This window comes from Hoskinsella mucinilytica (assembly GCF_045223415.1).
Classification (GTDB): domain Bacteria; phylum Bacillota_I; class Bacilli_A; order Erysipelotrichales; family Erysipelotrichaceae; genus Hoskinsella; species Hoskinsella mucinilytica.
Map to the genome: position 1 here is coordinate 1 of NZ_JBEQZJ010000020.1, position 21,395 is coordinate 21,395.

Below are 21,395 nucleotides of genomic sequence, written 5' to 3' on the forward strand. Positions count from 1 at the left end.
TCATTATGAGAATAAAAAAAATCTTTAGTTTCTTTTTTTTATTGAATAGGATATAATAAGCAAGGTGATAAGTATGAAACAAAAAGTATTGTTAGGTTTATCAGGTGGTGTGGATTCGGCTGTAGCTGCCTATATATTAAAAGAACAGGGATATGATGTTTCCTGTGCCTTTATGCGTAATTGGGATTCTTTTGCGAACAATGATATTCTTGGAAATCCAACAATTCAAGATGACATTTGTCCACAAGAACAAGATTATGCAGACGCAAAAGCAGTAGCGGATGCTTTAGATTTACCACTTTATCGAGTGGATTTTGTAAAAGAATATTGGGATCATGTCTTTACTTATTTTATCGAAGAATATAAAAAAGGAAGAACCCCAAATCCAGATATTTTATGTAATAAATATATAAAATTTGATGCTTTTTTTCAATATGCAAAAAATATGGGATTTGATACTGTTGCGACTGGTCATTATGCGCAAGTAGAGCATGGTGAAAAGGAAAGTAAGCTGTTAAGAGGTGCAGACAATAATAAGGATCAAACATATTTTCTTTGTCAGATGTCAAAAGATGCTTTGCGTCATACCTTATTTCCAATCGGAAATTTAGAGAAACATGAAGTAAGAGCAATTGCAGAAAAACTACAATTATCAAGTGTAGCGACAAAAAAAGATTCCACTGGTATCTGTTTTATAGGAGAACGTAATTTTAGAGATTTTCTAAAGAATTACATTCCTAGCCAAGATGGAGATATCATTGACATTGAAACACTGGAAAAAGTAGGTCAACACATTGGGGTCATGTATTACACGATCGGACAACGAAAAGGACTTGGTATTGGTGGAACAAAGGGACCTTGGTTTGTTGTTGGTAAGGATGTAAATCGAAACATTCTTTATGTTACCAATGGAAATGAGAGTGACTGGTTGTATACTGATAGCTGTATTGTTAGTGGTGTTAACTGGTTTCCATCAGAGAAACCAAAAGGTGCTTTGCAATGCACTGCGAAATTCAGATATCGCCAAGCGGATAATGAAGTATCATTAAGATTTATAGATGATACGACTGTCTTTTTAAGTTATCCTCAAGGGGTTTCTAGTGTGACATGTGGACAAGAAGCTGTTTTTTATATGAATGAGGAATGTTTAGGTGGCGGCGTCATTGAGGATGTTTTTAAAGATAAGGAAAGTATGCAACAAAGAATCTTAAACAAAGGAATTCAACATTCATAAAATTTTATTTTATCATAAATTTGATAAAGCTAGAAATAGGTTGTCCAACCGTCTATGATAAACAACATACGTTTGGAAAGTCAGCTATATTTTTTGTATTCTAATAGATAAAGTACAATGTTATGATAATAGGAAAAGGAGGCTGTAATGGAAGAAAAACTTGTGTTAGAAGCAAAACATTTATTTACCATTTTTCGCAATGAAGATAATGGATATACGGTCGCTAAATTTGTAACTTATGATTCCAAAGAGGAAGAATTTACAGCCACCGGAATTTTCAAGGAGTTAGTGGAAGAGGAGCGATATCGTTTAAAGGGGGAATATAAAGAACATGCACGTTATGGAATGCAGTTTCAGGTATTTGGATATGAAAAAATGATTCCTAACGATGAAAGTAGCTTGATACGGTATTTTTCTAGTAGCCTTTTTCCTGGAATCGGGAAAAAAAGCGCAAAACAGATTGTGGATGTGTTAGGCGAGGATGCTTTGGAAAAAATAAAAGCAGATATTCATGTTTTGGATCAAGTGCCTCAAATGAACGAAAAAAAACGCAATGCGATTATGCAAGGAATCAGAGATCATGGAGATTTAGATGATTCCATCGTCTTTTTTTCACAACACGGTATCGGAATCAAGCATATCATGAAAATAGAAGCGGCATATGGAGAAGATGCGGTATCTGTGATAAAAGAAAATCCTTATCAAATGGTCGAGGATATCGATGGTATTGGGTTTCAAACAGCAGACAAACTTGCCATGGAACTATCTTTTTCATCCGATCATCCTTATCGTATTAAAGCTGCTGTTTTATCCAGCATCTTAGATTTGTCAATGTCTAGTGGAGATACGTATACAAACGAAAAAAGTATTCAAAAGGAATTGAAAAAACGATATGGTGTTGAAGTATCTTGTTTGTCTGATCATCTAGAGGCATTACGTCAAGAACGTCTTATTTTTATTGAAGAAGAGCGTATCTATCATGCAAATCAATATGATGCAGAAAAAGGTATTGCACAGTTTTTAAGTGATTTTCCATATGAAGAACAAGAGCAAATAGATTTACATCATCTATCTGATGAAATCGTTAAGATGGAACAATCATTACATATACAGTATGAAGAAAGACAAAAAGAAGCAATTTTAAGTTTTTTTCATCATCCGTTTTCTATCATAACAGGAGGGCCGGGGACAGGCAAAACAACCATCGTACAAGGGATTCTTTCTTTGTATCAGCAATATTATCCCAATGACATCATTAGCCTTTGTGCTCCGACAGGACGAGCAGCAAAGCGTCTCAGTCAACTTAGTGATGGACGTGCAACTACGATCCATGCGCTTTTGAAATGGGATCTGGAAAGTAATACTTTTTTGGTGAATGAAGATGAACCTATTCAAGCTGATGTGTTGATCATAGATGAATTTTCTATGGTAGATCAATGGCTGTTTTATAATCTTTTGCTTGCTTGTAGAGATGTGAAAAAAATCTTGTTGATTGGAGATGAGGATCAGCTTGCCAGTGTCGGACCTGGGTGTGTGTTAAAAAATCTCATAGAAAGTGAATGTTTCCCATTGATTCGCTTGGCAAAAATTTTCAGACAAAAGCAGGGAAGTGGCGTTGTCACTTTGGCACATGATATCAAAGATGAAATAGAGCCCGATTTAGATTCATTACAAGATGTGGCATATTTTCAATGTGAAAATTTCGAGGTCAGGACTTTGGTAAATCAGGTTGTAGCCAATGCGCTACAAAAGGGCTATGAGGCCAAGGATATTCAGGTATTGGTACCAATGTATCAAGGAGTTGCGGGAATTGATGCTTTAAACAATGCACTTCAACAAATGATCAATCCACCTGATCCATATAAAAAAGAATTAAAAATCGGCTATCGTACCTTTCGAGAAGAGGATAAGATCCTACAGTTGAAGAATCAACCAGATGATCAAGTGAGCAATGGTGATATCGGCGTATTGAAAGAGATCATTTATGCAGATGAGGATATTCAGGGAAAACATCGAATTAGAGTAGAATTTGATGATCATATCGTGGAATATAGTGGAGATTCCATGTTTCATATCACACATGCCTATTGTATTTCCATCCATAAAAGCCAGGGAAGTGAATATCCTATCGTAATTATGCCAATTGTAAAAGATTATCGCTATATGTTACAAAAGCGCTTGATTTATACAGCGGTTACACGTGCGAAAAAAAGTCTGGTCTTACTTGGAGATAAGGAATTATTTTATCATGCCATCCATGTAGAGGATCGCCATATCAGAAAAAGTACTTTGAAACAAAGAATTCTATCTGTTTTTGGATAATTTGTGTATATCATTCCATGCTAATAGCGATAGGAGTGATATATATGAATAAATACATGGTATCGGCTGCCTTAGGTATGGTTCTGGGAATTTATATCGGGTATAGCCAAGAGGAAGAGCTAGAAGATTTTTGTCATAAATCAAAGAAAACGAAAAAGAAAATGATGAAAAAACTTCACCATGCAACAGATACGATTTGTGATTGCATGGATCTGGATTAACCCCATACAGGGGTTTTTCTTTTATGAAACTACTTGAGTGTTTGCGTATTTATGCAAAAAAGCTTCTTCCTCTTTTTATATGTTGTCTTGTTTTGATTTTGATTTTAAAACAGACGCAATTATTTGAATGGCTGCTCTCTTTATATCATAGTTTTGTACCGGTATTTGGAGGAATTGTCATTGCTTTATTTTTACAGCCTTTTATCGATAAGTTGAAACGACATTGTTCAACTAAGTTATCTGTTTTCATTGTATATACAGCTATTATCATATTCTTATTGGTGTTTGCGATTGGTATGATTCCTTTACTTTATCATCAACTTATGGATTTTGTGACGATACTTCCTTCCTGGATTGCTCGATTAGAAGACTTTTTAGATCACTATCATATTGCTTTTGGTAATATCGAAGATTTTAAAAACAAATATATGCAAGAAGGTTATGTATTGGTCATTGATTCTTTGAAAACAACGATGAGTACCTTTACGGATTATGGTATTGCGTTTTTTACAGCGTTTTTCTTATCATTAGATTTAGATTATTGGAAGCGTAGCGCAAAAAAACTTTGGAAAGACTACAAACGTTATGCGAATTTTTATCACACGATGAGCAATATCGTCTATCAGTATCTTTGTGGTACTCTATTAGATTTGTTGTTTATCACATTAAGTGTCGGCGTTGTTTTATATATATTTGACTTTCCTAATGCAATCTTATATGCCATTATACTTGCTTTGTTGAATCTATTTCCGTATATTGGCGCTACCCTTGGATTGATTTTGATCGCCATTGCAGGAGCATTAAGCTATAAAGAATTTCCTTGGCTTGCCTTTGGTATCGTATGGTGTATTCAACAATTAGAAAGTAATATCATTCAGCCTCTGATATTTAATCACACTATGAATGTTCGTCCTATTCTATCTTTCATTTTCATCTTCATAGGAGAAGCGTTATTTGGAGTTGTCGGTGTGATTTTATCTCCAATTTTTGCTAGTATCGCTCAGATTGCCATTCGAAGTTATCTGCATGCGAAAACCAGTGATCAACTAGGAGAATGGGAAGATATTTGGCAGGATTTTGATGAAGTTATGAAAGAAGAGAAAACGAATGCATACAGAAAATAAAACCTTGTAAATAAATATAAGATTTGTTATAATTGAAACGCATAAAAACACGAGGAACAAGAGGAGTACATGAAAGATTCAGCTTAGAGAAAAAGCGGTTGGTGAAAGCTTTGTGATGAGATCATGGAAGGCTGCTTGGGAGTGGTTACGCGGGTCTTCGGCGTTAATGAAGAAATTAAGGTGTACTCAACAAATGAGTGAACTAGGATGGTACCGCGGTAAGAGAAAATCTATCGTTCCTATGATTGGAACGATTTTTTTATTGTAAGGAGGATGTTTAATGAAACAATTAACAGGAAGTCAAATCAGACAGCTATTTCTAGATTATTTCAAATCGAAAGGTCATATGATCGAACCAGGTGCTTCTTTGGTACCACATGATGATCCAACTCTTTTATGGATCAATGCAGGAGTTGCGGCTTTGAAAAAGTATTTTGATGGTAGTGTCAAACCAGAAAGTCCTAGAATCGCAAATGCACAAAAATCTATTCGTACCAATGACATTGAAAATGTAGGGAAGACGGCACGTCATCATACATTCTTTGAGATGCTAGGTAATTTTTCTATCGGCGATTATTTTAAGGAAGAGGCGATTCCATTTGCTTGGGAATTTCTAACAAGTCCAGAGTGGATCGGTTTTCCTAAAGAAAAACTATATGTATCAGTTTATACTGATGATGCAGATGCATATCGCATTTGGACCGAAGTATGTGGTGTAGATCCATCTCATATCTTAAAGACATATGATAACTTCTGGGAAATCGGAGAAGGTCCAGGAGGCCCTGATAGTGAGATCTTCTTTGACCGTGGACCTGCGTATGATCCAAAAGGTCTAGGGGAGCGTTTGTTCTTTGAGGAAATGGAAAACGATCGATATATCGAAGTGTGGAATGTAGTTTTCTCACAATTTGATTGTAAACCGGAATTGCCTAGAAATGAATATAAGGAATTACCACATAAAAACATCGATACAGGTATGGGATTAGAACGTTTGGTATGTCTTGTACAAGGTGGTGAAACCAATTTTGATACAGATCTATTCTTACCGATCATTCATGAAGTAGAGCATTATACAGAAAAACGTTATGGTGATCCTGAATATAAAATGGCATTTCGTGTGATTGCGGATCATATTCGTACCGTGACATTTGCACTTGCGGATGGTGCTTTATTTTCAAATGAAGGGCGTGGCTATGTTTTACGTCGTGTCTTACGTCGTGCAGTGCGTTTTGCGAAAAAGTTAAAAATCGAAGGAGCTTTTATGTATCGATTGGTTCCAACCGTTTATGAGATCATGAAGGATTATTATCCTTATCTTGAGGAAAAATTGGATTATATCGCAAAATTGGTAAAGGCAGAAGAAGAGCGTTTCCATGCGACTTTGGTAGATGGTGAAAAACTATTGAAAGATGTTATGGTACAAAATGCCGATACGAAGACGATCGATGGTGTGACGGCCTTTAAATTATATGACACCTATGGCTTCCCATTAGAACTAACGATAGAAATTGCTTTGGAAAGTGGCTATCAAGTAGATGAAGATGGCTTCCATGCGGAAATGGAGAAACAAAGAGAGCGTGCAAGAAATGCACGTGAAGATGCACAATCTATGTCATCACAATCAAAGGATCTTATGGAGTTTGTCGCAGAAAGTAACTTTATCGGATATGATCAAAGAGAAACAACGGCGCACGTGATTGCATTGTTTAAAGATGGTGTCAGAGTAGATGTGTTGGATGATGAGGGCGATGTGGTAGTTGATCAAACGGTATTCTATGCGGAAAGTGGTGGTCAGATCGGTGATAGTGGTATCATGGAAAATGACCAAGTACACGCATTAGTTTCAACGACAAGCAAAGCGCCACATAAACAGCATCTACATAAGGTGAAGATTGCATATGGTACATTAAAAGAGGGCGATGAGCTAACGTTAAAGGTAGATCATAAAAAACGTGATATCATCACACATAATCACTCTTGTACCCATTTGCTTCAAAGTGCATTGAAACAAGTAGTTGGAAGCCATATTCAACAGGCAGGAAGTTTTGTCAGTGATGAATATCTTCGCTTTGACTTCACTCATTTTGAAAAGGTAAATAAACAACAGCTTAAAGAAATCGAGATGTTGGTCAATCAATATATTGCTGCACATTATGTGGTTTGTAAGGAAGAAATGCCAATTGAAGAAGCCAAACAAAGTGGCGCAACAGCCTTATTTGATGAAAAATATGGTGATGTGGTTCGTGTCGTTACGATGGGAAATGTTTCTAAGGAATTCTGCGGAGGGTGTCATGTCAATAATACGCAGGAAATCGGTGTATGTAAAATCATAAGTGAGGAAAGCATCGGTTCTGGTGTAAGACGAATTACTGCAAAAACAGGATATGATGCATATCAAGAATTTGCGAAAGAAAATGACACTTTACATATGATTGCGACTGATCTTAAAATGAAAGGCATCGCTCATGTAGAAACTAAGGTTTCTGCCATGTTAGATGAAAATGCAAGTTTGAAAAAAGAATTAGCAACACTTCAAGCTAAGATGTTCTCGCTTCAAGCAAATGATATGATAACTCATTTAAAAGAGATGAATGGAAGAAATGTATTATTAGAGCGTGTAGATGGTTTGGATGCCAAAGCAATGAAGGATATCGTTGCGACCATCAAATCGCAAAAGGAAAATGTGGTTGTATTTTTAGCGAGCGTTGCACAGGATAAAGTGGTATTTGTTGCCGGTGCAGATGAACTTGCCGTTCAAAGTGGAGTAAAATGTGGTGATTTGGTAAAACAGGCTGCTTTGCTTTGTGATGGAAAAGGCGGAGGTCGAAATGATATGGCACAATCCGGTGGAAAGGATACTTCAAAAATTGACGCAGCAATGAGTGAAATTGCAAATATGCTGTCATAAGGGTTTTCTTTTAAGGTAAAATAAGCTAAAATAAGGTTATAGACAAAAGGAGGTAATACGATGAAAGATGTTACGGAAACGATGTCTTTTAAATCAGATGATTTAAAACGAGACAATATCAAGCATGTATTACGCTTAGTAAAAGAAGCATTGGATGAAAGAGGCTATAATTCTGTCAACCAGCTCGCTGGTTATCTGATTAGTAATGATCCTGCTTACATTAGTTCACATAACAATGCACGTACGATTATTCAAAGTGTGGAACGATATGAGATTATCGAGGAATTGGTGAGAGCATATCTGGAAGAAGATAAATAATGCGAACATTGGGATTAGATTTAGGAAGTAAGACATTAGGGGTCAGTGTCAGTGATGCCATGGGCATGATCGCTCGTCCTGTTGAAACGTTAAGATTTGAAAGTGATGATTATGATTCCGCTTTTGAACAGGTACAAGCATACATCAAGGAATTTCAGATTACAACAGCTGTCTTAGGTTTACCAAAACATATGAATGGAGATGTTGGTATCCGTGGGGAAATCAGTTATGCATTTAAGGAAAAATTAGAAACGCTTGGCATTGAAGTTATCTTATGGGATGAACGATTGACAACCGTTGCAGCCGAGAAAATTTTGATTGCCGGAAATGTGTCACGTAAAAAGCGCAAGAAGGTCATCGACCAGATGGCAGCAGTTCAGATACTTCAAAGTTATTTAGATAGCAAATACTAGGGGCATAAAGCCCCTTAGCTTTTAGGAGGAAAAATTATGTTAGATTCAAGTAGTTTATATGTTACAGATGAAAACGGCAATGAAAAAAGAATGGAAATTTTATTCACATTTGAAGATGAAGCAAAGGAAAAGACCTATGTAGTATTTGAAGATCCTGATTCTGATACGGGTGAAGTATTTGCATCTCGTTATGATGAGGAAGGAAATTTATTGCCAATCGAATCTGATGAAGAATGGGCAATGGTTGAAGAAGTAATAGGAGCATTTGCTGAAGATGAAGAAGCTGTTGACGAATAAAAAGGTTTGGATTCCCTGTTTGATCGCAGCTATTGTTGTAGTGTTGGGATTGGGTGGATTTGTTTTTTATCAACAAAGCTTAAAGCCAATCAGCGCTACTAGCGAAAAGGTGAATTTTGAGATTCAAAGCGGAGAAGGAATGTCACTTGTGATATCAAACCTAAAAAAAGAAGGCTTGATAAAAAATGAGATGACGACTAAATTGTGTAGTAAGCTGAATGGTCTACAAGATGTAAAGGCAGGAAATTTTGTATTAGATAAAAGCTGGAGTACGCAAGAAATTTTGGAAGCTTTGAATGATGCTAATTTAGCAAAAGGTGATGAGGTCATGATCACCTTCAGAGAAGGTATTTGGGCTAAGGATATCGCTGTTGAGCTTCAAAAGAAAATGGGAATATCCGCAGAAGAATTGATTGCATTATGGAATGATGATGCCTATATCAAAGAATTGATGAAAACTTATCCGTTTTTAACGCAAGATGTATTAAATGATCAAACAAGGGTAAAACTGGAAGGGTATCTATTCCCTGAAACGTATACGTTTGCTAAAGATGCAGATGCAAAAGAAATTACCAGTACCTTTTTAGATCATTTTCAAAGTATTTATGATAAGCATAAAAAAGATATAGATCAAAGCAACATGAGCATTCATGAACTTATGACATTGGCCAGTATCGTACAATACGAGGCAAGCAAGCCAGAGGATATGAAGCTTATTGCGGGAGTTTTCTATAACCGTTTAACTCAAGATATGAAATTAGACTCCAGTGTAACTGTTTGTTATGCAATGTATGATAAATTAAGTGATCCAGAGGATTGTGAGGTAAATACAAACATTGATTCTCCTTACAATACATATGTACATAAAGGATTACCGATCGGTCCAATTGAAAATCCCGGTGAGGATGCAATCGAGGCTGTGCTTCATCCGACCAAGAGCGATTATCTTTATTTTGTAGCGGATATTTATGGAGATGGTAGTGTCTATTATTCTAAAACATTGGATGAGCAAGAGGCTAATATCGATAAGTACAATCTACGAAAATAAGAGGTTAGTATGAAAAAGACGATCATAATAGGGATTGCCGGAGGCAGTGCATCAGGCAAGACTAGTATCAGCAGACAATTAAAAGAAGCATATGAACATACAAAATCAGTTTCTATCATTCGTGAGGATGATTATTACAAGGATCAAAGCGATAAAACGATGGAAGAACGTGTCAAAACCAATTACGATCATCCCTTTGCCTTTGATCATGATTTATTGATTCTGCAACTCAAGCAGTTACTTCAAGGTATCGCTGTTGAAAAACCGGTCTATGATTTTGTGGAGCATACAAGGAGTCATGAAGTGGAATGGATGGAACCAAGTGATGTTATTGTGGTCGAGGGATTGTTTGTACTTGAGCAGGAAGCATTAAGAGAGCTTTGTGATATTAAAGTGTTTGTCGATACCGATGCGGATATCCGCTTTATTCGAAGATTGAAGCGAGATGTAAAAAAACGAGGAAGAACATTGGATTCGGTTGTGGATCAATATACGATGACGGTTCGTGATATGCATAATCAATTTGTGGAGCCAAGCAAACGATATGCGGATATCATCATACCTGAAGGTGGACACAACATGGTCGCAATTGATCTTCTGATTACAAAAATTAGTAGTATAATAGAGAAAAACATGGTATAATACCATGCGATAGGAGTGAAATATAAACTATGGCTGAGGAAAAATTTTTAGTTACACAAGAAGGTTATGATGAATTAGTCAAGGAACAGGAAAATCTAATTCATGTCGTTCGTGATGAGGTTATTAGAGAACTGCAAGAAGCCCGTGCACAGGGTGACTTGAGTGAGAATGCAGATTATGACGCTGCACGTGATCACCAGGCCCGTGTAGAAGCAAGAATTCGTGAATTGGAAGCAATGATTGCCAAAGCTGAGATCATCAGTGAAGATAAATCCGTTTCTAATAAAACAGTTTCCTTAGGTTCAACTGTGACCATTAAGGATCTGGAAACAAATGAAGAAGAAACTTATACGATCGTTGGTTCTATCGAGGCTGATCCTATGAATGGTAAGCTTAGCAATATCACCCCTTTGGCTGTCGCTTTGATGGATAATAAGGCAGGAGATACGGTGCGTATTGAGAATGTAGAAGAACCATATGATGTTAAAATTATCTCATTAAAATAAAAAATCCGAAAAAATCGGATTTTTTTTAGGATTTTTCACCTCTTTTTACGTAGTAAATATATAGAGGTGATTTTATGAAAAAATTAGGATTGGTAGTTTTCTTCCTTCTTTTGCTTTGTTCAAGATATTCTTTTGTGGATATGCGGCAATATGAAACAAAACAAAAGACAGTAGAGGTAAAGGGTGAGGTGTATCATCCAGGTACCTATGAGGTAGCGGTGCATGCGAGCGTAGAAGAAATTCTACAGTTAGCTGGCGGTTGTAAACAAGATGCAGATATATCAAGCATCAACCTGGCAATGGATATCGCCAATGAAAGTGTATTGGTCATACCGAAACAACAAGAGGAAGTCAAAATTTCAATCAACTCAGCATCGTTAGAAGAATTGGATTCGCTTCCGGGTATTGGGCCATCTATTGCACAACGTATTATTGATTATCGAAATCAGACCCCGTTTAAAACGATTGAAGATATCAAAAAGGTAAAGGGAATCAAAGATGCCCTGTTTCACAAAATTCAGGATAGGATCTGCCTATGAAGCAAAGTTGGCTATTTTTTGCGTTGGCACTATGGGGTGCTGTTTACATGAATTCGCTGTTTGTCTGCGTATTGATCTTCTTGGTCATAGGATATTTTCATATTCGTCATTTTTCAAAAGGACATGGATTATTTTTGATCTTTTTGCTGTTGGCGTTGATTCGTATTCAACCAAGACAGCCGACACTACCTACGAATAAGGTCATCGTGATACAAGAAATCAAAAGTAATTATGTGGTTGCATCATGTGATGATCAGAAAGTATTGGTATATGGTGTGAAGGATGTTTCCTTATCTGATGTCATTGAGGTTCAAGGGGATTTTGAGCGTATCGATGGAGTACATAATCCACCTGGATTTTATTTTCCCGATTGGTGCAGTAGAAGAAATATTTTCTATGGTATCCAAGTGGAATCCTATAAAGTTAAGCAACAAGGGAAAGGCTTGGCTCATGATTTGTATTCCTATATTCAAACACAGCCTACAGAAAAAAAGCAGATATTGAATGAATTGCTTTATGGTATCCATGAGGAGGATGTCAGTTATATGATAACTTCCAGTGGAATGCACATTGTAACCTTTTGGCAAGTCATACGATCTATGCTTTCTATCTTCTTTTCTAATTCTGTATTGGAGGTCGTTTGTTTTATCGGTATGGGCATCCACGCTTATCTAACTGTATTCTCTTCAACGATGTTGAGGATTTTGAGTTTTCAGCTCATTCGTTTTCTATGTCCTTCTTTGGATACCAAAGATCGATTGGGATGCAGCATGGTATTGATCCTTATGGTTGCTCCTTATATGGCGTATGAGTTGTCTTTTATCATTCCGGTAGCATTTCAATTAGTATCCATCTTTGATCTTGCCCACATCAAAAAAAGAGTTATTTCGTTTTTGGTGCTCATTCCCATTCAGTTCGCTTGTTTACAACAAGTTGATATGTTATCCATTGTTTTCTTTCCTATGCTTAGGAAGCTTTACGCTGTGCTTTATGCTTCAGCTCTTGTTATACTGATAACGCCGTTTCCTGTATCTATGGTACTTGGGTATCGTAATATACTGGAACAGCTTTCAGCAAACAACATGGTATGGGTGTATGCTCCTACGATGTTATGGATCGGATATTGGATCTTATTCTTAAGCAGATACTTGACTGAAAAAAAGAAGCGCTATGTGGTGCAATTGATGCTCATGCTGTTATATACTCAAGTATCTTGTTATCTTGATCCTTTTGGTGAAGTCTATATGCTGGATGTTGGACAAGGCGATTGTACGATCATCACGCTTCCTTTCCATCAAGGTGTCATCATGATCGATGCTATGGGTAGTCTTTATAAAGATATACCAAAAGATATCATCGTCCCCGTATTGAAGAAAAAGCATATCGATCGTATTGATCTTTTGATCGTGACCCATGATGATTATGATCATAGTGGAGGTGTAGAAGAGCTAACACATTTGGTTGATGTAAAACAGATCATTACAACAAAGCAATCAGAGGATATCTATGTAAAAGGTGTCCCGATTCATTTTCTGAATGCTGATTTTGAAGGTCAAGATGCCAATGAAAATAGTATCGTTACCTATTTTGAAATGTATAATACAGGATTTTTATTTATGGGAGATGCAGGGTATGAAGCGGAATCACACATTTTACAAACTTACGCTGATTTGAAAGTAGATGTACTAAAAGCAGGACATCATGGTTCAAAGACATCTTCTTCGCCTGAATTTCTACATCATTATCAACCAACATTGGCATTGATCTCCGCAGGAAGAAACAATCGTTATGGACATCCTCATAAAGAAGTGATGCAATTATTGGAAAAAGAACGTGTGTATCCTTTGGTTACCTCTGTTCATGGTGGTGTATCTATTCGTTTTTGTAAATTTTTTCGTTTTTTCAAGACGGCAGACAATGATTTTGGTATAATAGAGTAAGGTGATAAGAATGAATTATGTACTTTATGGCGAAGAACAATACGAGCTGTCTCAAACACTAAAAAGAATATTAAAACAATATCATATGGATGAACAGGATCTAAATGTAATTACATATGACGCTCTTCAAAGCGATATGCAAACCATCATAGCAGATGCGACAACAATTCCTTTCTTTGCTGAGCAAAAGATCATTCTTATTCGAAATGCCAATTTTCTTTCTACCAACAATGATACTGATTTAGATATGACGATATTAGATCATTATTTGGATGCTCCGATGGAGTCTACCATTTTGATCTTTATGGGAAGCTTTGAGAAATTAGATGCGAGAAAGAAAATCGTGAAGAAGGTACAGAAATGTTGTAAAGTGTTACAGTTTCATCGTTTAGATACGCTAGGGAAAGAAAACTATATCAAAGAAGAAATACAACGTAGAAATCTTGAAATAGAGCCAAGCGCCGTTCAGGAGTTAAATCAACGATTGCCTTATGATATTCGTTCTATCAAAGCTGAAATGGAAAAATTAGAACTTTATGGAGAAGTCATTACCACTGTAGTCGTGGAAAAGTTGGTCACCAGACCACTTGAGGATGATGTTTTTCAATTGGTGAATGCCGTTGTAGATCGTGATCTGAAAAAAGCTTTTACACTATGGCAAGATTTATGTGTATTGAATAAAGATGCTATCTATTTGATTGCTTTACTAGCAGGACAGTTTCGCTTTTTATATCAGGTCAAAGTTCTCATGGATCAAGGAGCAGGTAAAGATATGATCGTATCACGTCTTGGTGCTCATCCTTATCGGGTTCAATTGACCATGCAAAGCGCAAGAAAATTATCGGTATCCTATTTGCTTTCTATCCTAGCAAAACTTGCGGCATTGGATCAGAAATTAAAAGGCGGTTTATTAGATAAAAAATTAGGATTTGAATTATTCCTATTGGAATTACAAGGAGCATAGTATAAAATGAAATCATTAAAAGAGTTATATCGTATTGGACCTGGTCCCTCTTCTTCACATACCTTAGGTCCTCAAAGGGCTTGTAGGATATTCAAAGAAGAGCATCCCCAAGCAGATCATTTTGAGGTGGAACTATATGGTTCGTTATCCTTGACCGGAAAAGGCCATTTAACGGATTACATCATCATCGAAACGATGAAACCGAAACCTTGTATGGTATTCTTTAAAACTGGTCATGATTTAAAGCATCCAAATACGATGAAGTTGATTGCTTTTGATCATGAAAATCATCGTTTGGCAGAAGACATTGTCTATTCGATTGGTGGAGGTGCGATACGTTTTGAAGGAAAAGAAAACAGTGAAGGTGCAGATGTTTATCCCCATCATACCTTAAAAGATATATTGGAATATTGTCATCAGCACGATATGGAGCTATGGGAATACGTGAATAAATTTGATGCATTAGATGACTATATGGATGAAATCATGCAGACAATGATCGAAACAGTGGATCGAGGTCTAAGCAAGTCAGGGGAGCTTCCAGGAAATCTTCATTTATTAAGAGTCGCAAAGGATCTGAAGCGAAAAGCAGATTTGTGTAGACAGGCAGTAGAAAAAGAAAAACTATTGTTAAGTGCTTATGCATATAGTGCCAGTGAGGAAAATGCCAGTGGCAATACCACCGTAACAGCACCTACCCTTGGTAGTAGTGGTATCATGCCGGCGCTGGTATATTATTATCACTTGGACTTAGGTTATTCCAAGGAATGTATTCGAAATGGCTTGAAGATTGCGGGATTACTTGGTAATCTTATCAAAGAAAATGCGACGATTTCAGGAGCACAGGGTGGATGTCAGGCGGAAATCGGTGCGGCGGTTAGTATGGGCGCAGCTATGGTTGCATATTTCCATGGACTAAGAAATGAACAAATAGAATATGCAGCGGAAATCGGTATCGAGCATCATTTGGGTTTGACCTGTGATCCGGTAGGTGGATATGTTATGATACCTTGTATCGAACGAAATGCGGTAGGCGTCATGCGTGCAATCGATGCCGCTATATTGGCAAAAGGATTGAGTGGTATCAGAGATCATAAAGTTAGCTTTGACATGGTGGTAAACACCATGAATTATACAGGAAAGAAGCTTGCCATTGAATTGAAAGAAACAAGTCTTGGAGGGCTAGCAACGATCGTTCCTGTAAAATCATAGAAAGGAAGCGAAGTAGTTATGAAAACACTGATCATTTATTCATCTCTAACAGGAAATACAAAGAAATTAGCTGAGGCTATGGCAAGGGAGTTAGAGGACGCAGAGTTGATTCCAGCTGATCAGTTTCAAGTGTCTCATTTACAAAATTTCGACTGTTTTATGATCGGCTATTGGATCAATAAGGGGGATTGCGATGAGTTGAGTCAACGTGTCATTGCACATATGCAAGGGAAAAAACTTGTGTTATTCGGTTCTTTAGGCGCAAAAGAAAATTCTGCTTATTATGATATGATCAAACAGAATGTAGAAAAGCATGTTCATGATGCTCATCTTCTTGGTCATTTCCTTTGTCAAGGCAGTGTAGGTGAAAAAACCATCGAACGATATCAAGAGATGCTTGCGAAAAATCCCGAGGATATTCATTTAAAAGCGCAACTTGAGGCATATGAAGAAGGTATCCATCATCCAAACGAGCAGGACATTCAAAATGCGATCACTTTCATTAAGACGATATTAGGTTCTTAAGGTTTTCAATATGAAAAAAGAGATACATAACAAACAGATTCCATGGTTGAAAGAGTTAGAAACCAATTGTAAGCAGTGCAGCGGATTATGCTGTACTGCCTTATATTTTTCTAAGATCGATGGCTTTCCATACGATAAGCCAGCACAAACCCCTTGCCAGCATTTACAACGTGATTTTCTTTGTGATATTCATGAACAATTACGAGAAAAGGGATGTCAAGGATGCCGATCTTATGATTGTATTGGTGCCGGAAACGAGGTAACAGCTACCATTTATCGTGGTAAATCATGGCGTGATGATGTAAAGATGCAAAGAGAGATTTTTGATGTATTTGTGATCGTTTCTCAATTGCATCAAATGCTGTTTTATCTTTGGGAAGCTTTAACAAATGGACCTGAATCAGTACTACAAATCGCCATAGAAGAAAAAATCAGTCAGCTTCAAGCCATCAAACAACAGGAACCTAAATTATTGCGATGTTTCGATATGGATAAGATCAGAGAAGAGGTCAATCCGTTATTGAAACAAAGTTGGCTTAGACAGTTGCCTAGTCATAGCAACATGCAGAAAAAAAGTTTTTATCGATTGAATGAAAAACGAAGGAAACAAAATCTTAAATATGAAGATTTCAGTATGTCTTTTTTGATAGGCTCTGATTATTCAGGAAGTGATTTATACGGTGCGTGCTTTTTAGGAAGCGATGTTCGTGATGTTAAGGTGTTTGATTGTGATTTATCAAACTGTATGTATTTGACACAGGCACAAGTCAATGCGATGCAAGGAAATAAAAACACAAAGTTGCCATGGTATCTAAAACAACCAAATGATTGGAAGTGAAGGTTACTGACTTGCTATCCTTTCCATAAATCAATACTTCTTTCAATAGTGAAACTATGGTATAATAACTTGGAATTAGCAGGTCAGATGACAATGAAAGGAAGATCCGAATGTTTTTAAAGCGGATAGAATTACAAGGATTTAAATCCTTTGCGGATAAATCAGTAATCAATTTTGATAGTGATGTCATTGGGATTGTGGGACCAAATGGATGTGGTAAAAGCAATATCAATGATGCGATTCGCTGGGTGCTAGGTGAGCAGAGTGTCAAATCTTTGCGAGGCAGCAGTATGAGTGATGTAATTTTCAGCGGTTCTACACAAAGAAAGGCTGTCAATATGGCAGAAGTCACCTTAGTGTTTGATAATACGAGCCATATTTTAAATGTAGATTTTGAAGAGGTTGAGGTCACAAGAAAACTACATAGACAAAGTGGTGAAGGGGAATACTTTATCAATAAGGCACCATGTCGCTTGAAAGACATCATCAATCTAGTAATGGATACGGGATTAGGAAGAGATTCGCTTTCCATCATATCTCAGGGTAACATTTCTGCTTTTGCGGATGCGAAGCCGGAGGAAAGAAGAGCTCTCTTTGAAGAAGCAGCTGGAGTTGCGAAATATAAAAAAAGAAAGAATGAATCCTTATCTAAATTGAATCGAACACAAGAAAACCTTATGCGCTTAGAGGATATCATCGTTGAATTGGAACGCCAGGTGAATCCATTAAAACGTCAAGCCAAAAAAGCGGAACAATATCTAGAAAAGAAGAAAGAGTTGGAAGTGATCGAGGTCAGTGTTTTGGTCGATGAAATCGAAAAATTAAATGGTGAAATCGACGAGCTGAAAAAGAAAGCTTTTGATCTTGATACACAAAAAGCAATGCATGAAACAACGATTCAAGTCGAGGATACCAAAAATAGTGAATTAAGAAATGAAATGTATCAATTAGATCGTGAAGTGAATCGTTTGCAAGAACAGTTCAGTAAGATCAATGAAGAATCTCGAATGTTGGAAATGCGTAAGATCGAGCTGGATGAAAAACGTAAATATGCATTAGAATCTGCGAGCAATGCAGAAAAGGCGAGAGAATTAAAGGCGATGGTTGATGAAGCTGCTTTTGAATATGAGGATCGAAAAAAAAGGTTAAAAGACTTAGAAATAGATCTATCTTTGAAAAAAGAGGAAATTATCAAGATAGAAAGTGATATCAGCTATAGTCAAAGTGAAAATCAACAAGCAAGTACCATTTTAAATCGTTTGGAAAACCGTAAGGATGTATTAGAAAATCTTGCACGTCAGCCATTCAATCATCAGAATGCGGTTCGTTCTATTTTAGAGGCAAAAAGTACCTTACCTGGGATATTAGGTGTTGTTTCCCAATTATTTAAGCCACAGATGAATTATGAAACGGCGATTTCCAATGCGCTTGCCGGTGCAATGTATCATATCGTTACGGCAGATGAAGCGAGTGCACGACACGCAATTGGTTTTTTGAAAAAGAATCAAAGTGGTAGAGCAACCTTCTTGCCTTTGACGGTCATGCGACCACATAGGATGATGAAGGAACATTATTTGCTTGCGAAAAACTTAAAGGGATTTTTAGGTGTAGCAAGCGAATTTGTAGAAAACGAAGAAACTTTTAACGATTTGAGAGATTCTTTGTTTGGTAATGTCGTGATCGTAGACAATTTGGTCAATGCCAATGAAATTGCGAAAATGTTAAAATACAATTATAAAATTGTGACCATCGATGGAGATATCGTCAATAAAGGCGGAAGTATGACCGGTGGTAAACAGAAAAACAATGCTACACCATTGACCATACAAAAAGAATTACATCAAGTTATGCAAAGTTTAGAAGGCCAGAAAATGAAAACAGATGGATTGAAACAACAACTGGCTTCTTTGCAAAGCAAAAAGGATCAATGCAATGCTGCTTTGGTACAACTACAAATTTCTATTGCGCAATTAGATCCTATCGTAAAAGCAAAATGGTCTAAGCTAGAGCATTTAAAAGAAGAATATGAAAGTGTTGCTCCTGACGCTGACAAAGAAACAGATAGCGAACTGTTAGAAGATGATTTGATCGTTCGATTAAGCAATGCACATAGCAAGATCGATGATATCAGTGCAACCATCAAGAGCAAACGTGAACGCCGTATGAAGGTCGGCAATGAGGTAGAGCGTAAGGAACAACAGATTCGAAGTCTTCGTCGTGATTTGAATATCGTGCAAAATGAGATGCGAGATATTGAGGTTGCACAAGCAAAAGCCGAAACACGTTTGGAAACAAGTATGGAACGATTGAGTTCAACCTATGAAATGACTTTCGAATATGCACAAGGACAAAAGATGGATGCTGATATGAGTGTTGCACGAGAACGTGTCAAAGAGTTGCGTCAAGAAATCGCAGGTCTAGGCAATGTCAATCTAGATGCTCCTGAGCAATATAAAGAAATTTCACAACGATATGAATTTCTAACCAAACAAAAAGATGACTTGAATGCGGCAAAACAAAAAATTCTAGTTGCGATCGATGAAATGGATGAAATCATGGTCCATCAATTTAAAGATATGTTTGATCGTATCAATAGCGAATTAAACGACGTATTTCAAGCTTTGTTTGGAGGAGGAAGTGCTAGATTGTTTTTGGTAGATCCTCAGGATATTTTAAATACGGGAATTGATATTGAAGTCAGACCACCCGGAAAGACCGTACAAAACATTCGATTATTCTCTGGTGGTGAAAAATCTTTGATTGCCATTTGTGTGTTGTTCTCAATATTAAAAGCAAGAACTATGCCTTTGTGTATTTTTGATGAGGTTGAGGCGGCACTAGATCAAGCAAATGTAGAACGATTTGCGAAATATATCACGAGATTTCGTGGAGAGAGTCAATTTATCGTAGTAACGCATAGACCTGGTACGATGGCGCAATGTGATGCTTTATATGGTGTCACAATGCAACAAAATGGTGTCAGTCAGCTATTGAAGGTAAAACTGCAAGATGCAATCAATATGGTAGATAAGAAAGAAGAGGTAACAGCGTAATGGGCATATTTTCTAAATTGAAAAAAACCTTTTCCGGTAAACAGGAAAAAGATCAGGATCGCTATTTAAGTGGATTAGATAAAACCAAGAAGTCCTTTTCTGAACGTATTCGAAAGTTGGCTTTGGGCTTTAGTGGCGTAGATGAGGAATTTCTTGAGGAATTGATGATCGTATTATTAGAGGCCGATATCGGAATTAAAACAGCACAAAAAATCGTAGATGAAGTAGAAAACAGAGCGATGGATCAGAAATTGAAGGACTTTCATGCAATCAGTGAATGTTTGATCGAAGTCATGCATGATATGTATTGTACAAAAGAAGATGAACCATTTCATGAAAATAGTGAAGGACCTACGGTAATCTTAATGGTGGGTGTCAATGGTAGTGGGAAGACTACAACAACGGCAAAATTAACTAAGCAATTTCAAGAAGAAGGAAAAAGCGTGGTCGTTGCGGCAGCAGATACCTTTCGTGCCGGCGCAATCGATCAGCTAGCTCAATGGGCAAACCGACTTAACGTTCCTTGTATCAAGGGAAGAGAAAACGGAGATCCAAGCGCTGCGCTGGTAGATGCATGTCGATATGCAAAAGAACATGATATTGATATCATGATCGGTGATACTGCCGGACGTCTTCAAAATAAGGCCAATTTGATGAAGGAATTAGAAAAGATGCGTCGAGTATGTGAACGTGAAATTCCTGATGCACCTCATGAGGTATGGTTGGTGCTAGATGCAACAACAGGTCAAAACGGAATCTCACAGGCACAGATATTCCTGGAAACGACCAATGTGACCGGAATCATCTTAACAAAGATGGATGGGACGGCAAAAGGCGGTATTGTCATTGCAATTCGTGATCTATTGGGATTGCCGGTAAAATATATCGGATTAGGTGAAAAGGAAGACGATTTACGTCCGTTTGATATCGATTCTTATCTTTATGGAATCTGTGAGGATCTGTTATCTGATGATTGAACAAACACAAGAAATGAATGCGCTATTAGATGCCTATGAGCCTTTGTTGACGCAGAAACAACAAGAGATCATGAATCTATATTTTAAAGAGGATTTCTCTTTATCAGAAATTAGCGAAACATTAGAAATCAGTAGGGCAGCAGTCAATGATCATTTGAAGCGAAGTGAGAGAATATTGTTGGATTACGAAAAAAAACTGCATCTTGTGAAGAATTATGAAACAAGAGCAAAGATTTATGATAAAATAAAGACGATTGGAAACAAGGAAGTCCGATCATTGATAGAAGATTTAGAAAATATCGAGTAAATTAGGA

The 21,395-nt window shown here is 37.0% G+C and carries 20 protein-coding genes and 1 other annotated feature; all 20 genes read left to right on the forward strand.

Annotation, left to right across the window (positions count from 1 at the left end):
- The first annotated feature begins 73 nt into the window (after positions 1–73).
- Positions 74–1,234, forward strand: coding sequence for a tRNA 2-thiouridine(34) synthase MnmA (gene mnmA / locus UGRO018_RS08560; RefSeq protein ID WP_416326065.1), 1,161 nt, complete (start codon positions 74–76; stop codon positions 1,232–1,234).
- Positions 1,235–1,381: 147 nt separating this feature from the next.
- Positions 1,382–3,556: an SF1B family DNA helicase RecD2 gene (gene recD2 / locus UGRO018_RS08565; protein WP_416326066.1), complete on the forward strand. Its 2,175-nt coding sequence runs from the start codon at positions 1,382–1,384 to the stop codon at positions 3,554–3,556.
- 44 nt (positions 3,557–3,600) lie between these two features.
- Positions 3,601–3,777 carry a hypothetical protein gene (locus tag UGRO018_RS08570; protein WP_416326067.1) on the forward strand — a complete coding sequence of 59 codons (177 nt, stop codon included), beginning with the start codon at positions 3,601–3,603 and terminating at the stop codon, positions 3,775–3,777.
- A gap of 23 nt (positions 3,778–3,800) precedes the next feature.
- Positions 3,801–4,901, forward strand: a complete 1,101-nt coding sequence (locus UGRO018_RS08575; protein ID WP_416326068.1) for an AI-2E family transporter — start codon at positions 3,801–3,803, stop codon at positions 4,899–4,901.
- 43 nt (positions 4,902–4,944) lie between these two features.
- Positions 4,945–5,145 (forward strand) — a binding site (T-box leader).
- A gap of 36 nt (positions 5,146–5,181) precedes the next feature.
- Positions 5,182–7,809, forward strand: coding sequence for an alanine--tRNA ligase (gene alaS, locus UGRO018_RS08580; RefSeq protein WP_416326069.1), 2,628 nt, complete (start codon positions 5,182–5,184; stop codon positions 7,807–7,809).
- A gap of 60 nt (positions 7,810–7,869) precedes the next feature.
- Positions 7,870–8,127, forward strand: coding sequence for an IreB family regulatory phosphoprotein (locus tag UGRO018_RS08585; RefSeq protein WP_416326070.1), 258 nt, complete (start codon positions 7,870–7,872; stop codon positions 8,125–8,127).
- On the forward strand, positions 8,127–8,540 hold the full coding sequence (ruvX, locus tag UGRO018_RS08590; RefSeq protein ID WP_416326071.1) for a Holliday junction resolvase RuvX: 414 nt from the start codon (positions 8,127–8,129) through the stop codon (positions 8,538–8,540). Before UGRO018_RS08585 ends, ruvX begins: the two co-directional genes overlap by 1 nt.
- A 36-nt stretch (positions 8,541–8,576) precedes the next feature.
- A complete protein-coding gene (locus UGRO018_RS08595) occupies positions 8,577–8,837 on the forward strand; it encodes a DUF1292 domain-containing protein (protein WP_416326072.1) in 261 nt (86 codons plus the stop codon).
- Positions 8,815–9,885, forward strand: a complete 1,071-nt coding sequence (gene mltG, locus UGRO018_RS08600) for an endolytic transglycosylase MltG (RefSeq protein WP_416326073.1) — start codon at positions 8,815–8,817, stop codon at positions 9,883–9,885. Before UGRO018_RS08595 ends, mltG begins: the two co-directional genes overlap by 23 nt.
- Positions 9,886–9,894: 9 nt before the next feature.
- Positions 9,895–10,527: a uridine kinase gene (udk, locus tag UGRO018_RS08605; protein WP_416326074.1), complete on the forward strand. Its 633-nt coding sequence runs from the start codon at positions 9,895–9,897 to the stop codon at positions 10,525–10,527.
- A gap of 29 nt (positions 10,528–10,556) precedes the next feature.
- Positions 10,557–11,033 (forward strand): transcription elongation factor GreA, encoded by a 477-nt coding sequence (greA, locus tag UGRO018_RS08610; protein ID WP_416326075.1) that lies wholly within the window; start codon positions 10,557–10,559, stop codon positions 11,031–11,033.
- 74 nt (positions 11,034–11,107) lie between these two features.
- Positions 11,108–11,572 carry a ComEA family DNA-binding protein gene (locus UGRO018_RS08615; RefSeq protein ID WP_416326076.1) on the forward strand — a complete coding sequence of 155 codons (465 nt, stop codon included), beginning with the start codon at positions 11,108–11,110 and terminating at the stop codon, positions 11,570–11,572.
- Positions 11,569–13,512: a ComEC/Rec2 family competence protein gene (locus UGRO018_RS08620; RefSeq protein WP_416326077.1), complete on the forward strand. Its 1,944-nt coding sequence runs from the start codon at positions 11,569–11,571 to the stop codon at positions 13,510–13,512. Before UGRO018_RS08615 ends, UGRO018_RS08620 begins: the two co-directional genes overlap by 4 nt.
- 10 nt (positions 13,513–13,522) lie before the next feature.
- The gene (gene holA / locus UGRO018_RS08625; protein ID WP_416326078.1) at positions 13,523–14,476 is read left to right on the forward strand and encodes a DNA polymerase III subunit delta; all 954 of its coding nucleotides are present in this window, start codon (positions 13,523–13,525) and stop codon (positions 14,474–14,476) included.
- 6 nt (positions 14,477–14,482) lie between these two features.
- Positions 14,483–15,688 carry an L-serine ammonia-lyase, iron-sulfur-dependent, subunit alpha gene (locus tag UGRO018_RS08630; RefSeq protein ID WP_416326079.1) on the forward strand — a complete coding sequence of 402 codons (1,206 nt, stop codon included), beginning with the start codon at positions 14,483–14,485 and terminating at the stop codon, positions 15,686–15,688.
- Positions 15,689–15,706: 18 nt separating this feature from the next.
- Positions 15,707–16,213, forward strand: a complete 507-nt coding sequence (locus tag UGRO018_RS08635; RefSeq protein WP_416326080.1) for a flavodoxin family protein — start codon at positions 15,707–15,709, stop codon at positions 16,211–16,213.
- Positions 16,214–16,223: 10 nt separating this feature from the next.
- Positions 16,224–17,051, forward strand: coding sequence for a hypothetical protein (locus UGRO018_RS08640; RefSeq protein ID WP_416326081.1), 828 nt, complete (start codon positions 16,224–16,226; stop codon positions 17,049–17,051).
- A 110-nt stretch (positions 17,052–17,161) separates the two neighbouring features.
- Positions 17,162–20,104, forward strand: a complete 2,943-nt coding sequence (locus tag UGRO018_RS08645) for a chromosome segregation protein SMC (RefSeq protein ID WP_416326082.1) — start codon at positions 17,162–17,164, stop codon at positions 20,102–20,104.
- A complete protein-coding gene (gene ftsY, locus UGRO018_RS08650) occupies positions 20,104–21,081 on the forward strand; it encodes a signal recognition particle-docking protein FtsY (protein WP_416326083.1) in 978 nt (325 codons plus the stop codon). Before UGRO018_RS08645 ends, ftsY begins: the two co-directional genes overlap by 1 nt.
- A complete protein-coding gene (ylxM, locus tag UGRO018_RS08655; RefSeq protein ID WP_416326084.1) occupies positions 21,074–21,388 on the forward strand; it encodes a YlxM family DNA-binding protein in 315 nt (104 codons plus the stop codon). Before ftsY ends, ylxM begins: the two co-directional genes overlap by 8 nt.
- Positions 21,389–21,395 lie beyond the last annotated feature (7 nt).

Coding starts and splice junctions, on each gene's coding strand:
- mnmA (WP_416326065.1), top strand. CDS start 74: ATGAAACAAAAAGTATTGTTAGGTTTATCAGGTGGTGTGGATTCGGCT.
- recD2 (WP_416326066.1), top strand. CDS start 1,382: ATGGAAGAAAAACTTGTGTTAGAAGCAAAACATTTATTTACCATTTTT.
- UGRO018_RS08570 (WP_416326067.1), top strand. CDS start 3,601: ATGAATAAATACATGGTATCGGCTGCCTTAGGTATGGTTCTGGGAATT.
- UGRO018_RS08575 (WP_416326068.1), top strand. CDS start 3,801: ATGAAACTACTTGAGTGTTTGCGTATTTATGCAAAAAAGCTTCTTCCT.
- alaS (WP_416326069.1), top strand. CDS start 5,182: ATGAAACAATTAACAGGAAGTCAAATCAGACAGCTATTTCTAGATTAT.
- UGRO018_RS08585 (WP_416326070.1), top strand. CDS start 7,870: ATGAAAGATGTTACGGAAACGATGTCTTTTAAATCAGATGATTTAAAA.
- ruvX (WP_416326071.1), top strand. CDS start 8,127: ATGCGAACATTGGGATTAGATTTAGGAAGTAAGACATTAGGGGTCAGT.
- UGRO018_RS08595 (WP_416326072.1), top strand. CDS start 8,577: ATGTTAGATTCAAGTAGTTTATATGTTACAGATGAAAACGGCAATGAA.
- mltG (WP_416326073.1), top strand. CDS start 8,815: ATGAAGAAGCTGTTGACGAATAAAAAGGTTTGGATTCCCTGTTTGATC.
- udk (WP_416326074.1), top strand. CDS start 9,895: ATGAAAAAGACGATCATAATAGGGATTGCCGGAGGCAGTGCATCAGGC.
- greA (WP_416326075.1), top strand. CDS start 10,557: ATGGCTGAGGAAAAATTTTTAGTTACACAAGAAGGTTATGATGAATTA.
- UGRO018_RS08615 (WP_416326076.1), top strand. CDS start 11,108: ATGAAAAAATTAGGATTGGTAGTTTTCTTCCTTCTTTTGCTTTGTTCA.
- UGRO018_RS08620 (WP_416326077.1), top strand. CDS start 11,569: ATGAAGCAAAGTTGGCTATTTTTTGCGTTGGCACTATGGGGTGCTGTT.
- holA (WP_416326078.1), top strand. CDS start 13,523: ATGAATTATGTACTTTATGGCGAAGAACAATACGAGCTGTCTCAAACA.
- UGRO018_RS08630 (WP_416326079.1), top strand. CDS start 14,483: ATGAAATCATTAAAAGAGTTATATCGTATTGGACCTGGTCCCTCTTCT.
- UGRO018_RS08635 (WP_416326080.1), top strand. CDS start 15,707: ATGAAAACACTGATCATTTATTCATCTCTAACAGGAAATACAAAGAAA.
- UGRO018_RS08640 (WP_416326081.1), top strand. CDS start 16,224: ATGAAAAAAGAGATACATAACAAACAGATTCCATGGTTGAAAGAGTTA.
- UGRO018_RS08645 (WP_416326082.1), top strand. CDS start 17,162: ATGTTTTTAAAGCGGATAGAATTACAAGGATTTAAATCCTTTGCGGAT.
- ftsY (WP_416326083.1), top strand. CDS start 20,104: ATGGGCATATTTTCTAAATTGAAAAAAACCTTTTCCGGTAAACAGGAA.
- ylxM (WP_416326084.1), top strand. CDS start 21,074: ATGATTGAACAAACACAAGAAATGAATGCGCTATTAGATGCCTATGAG.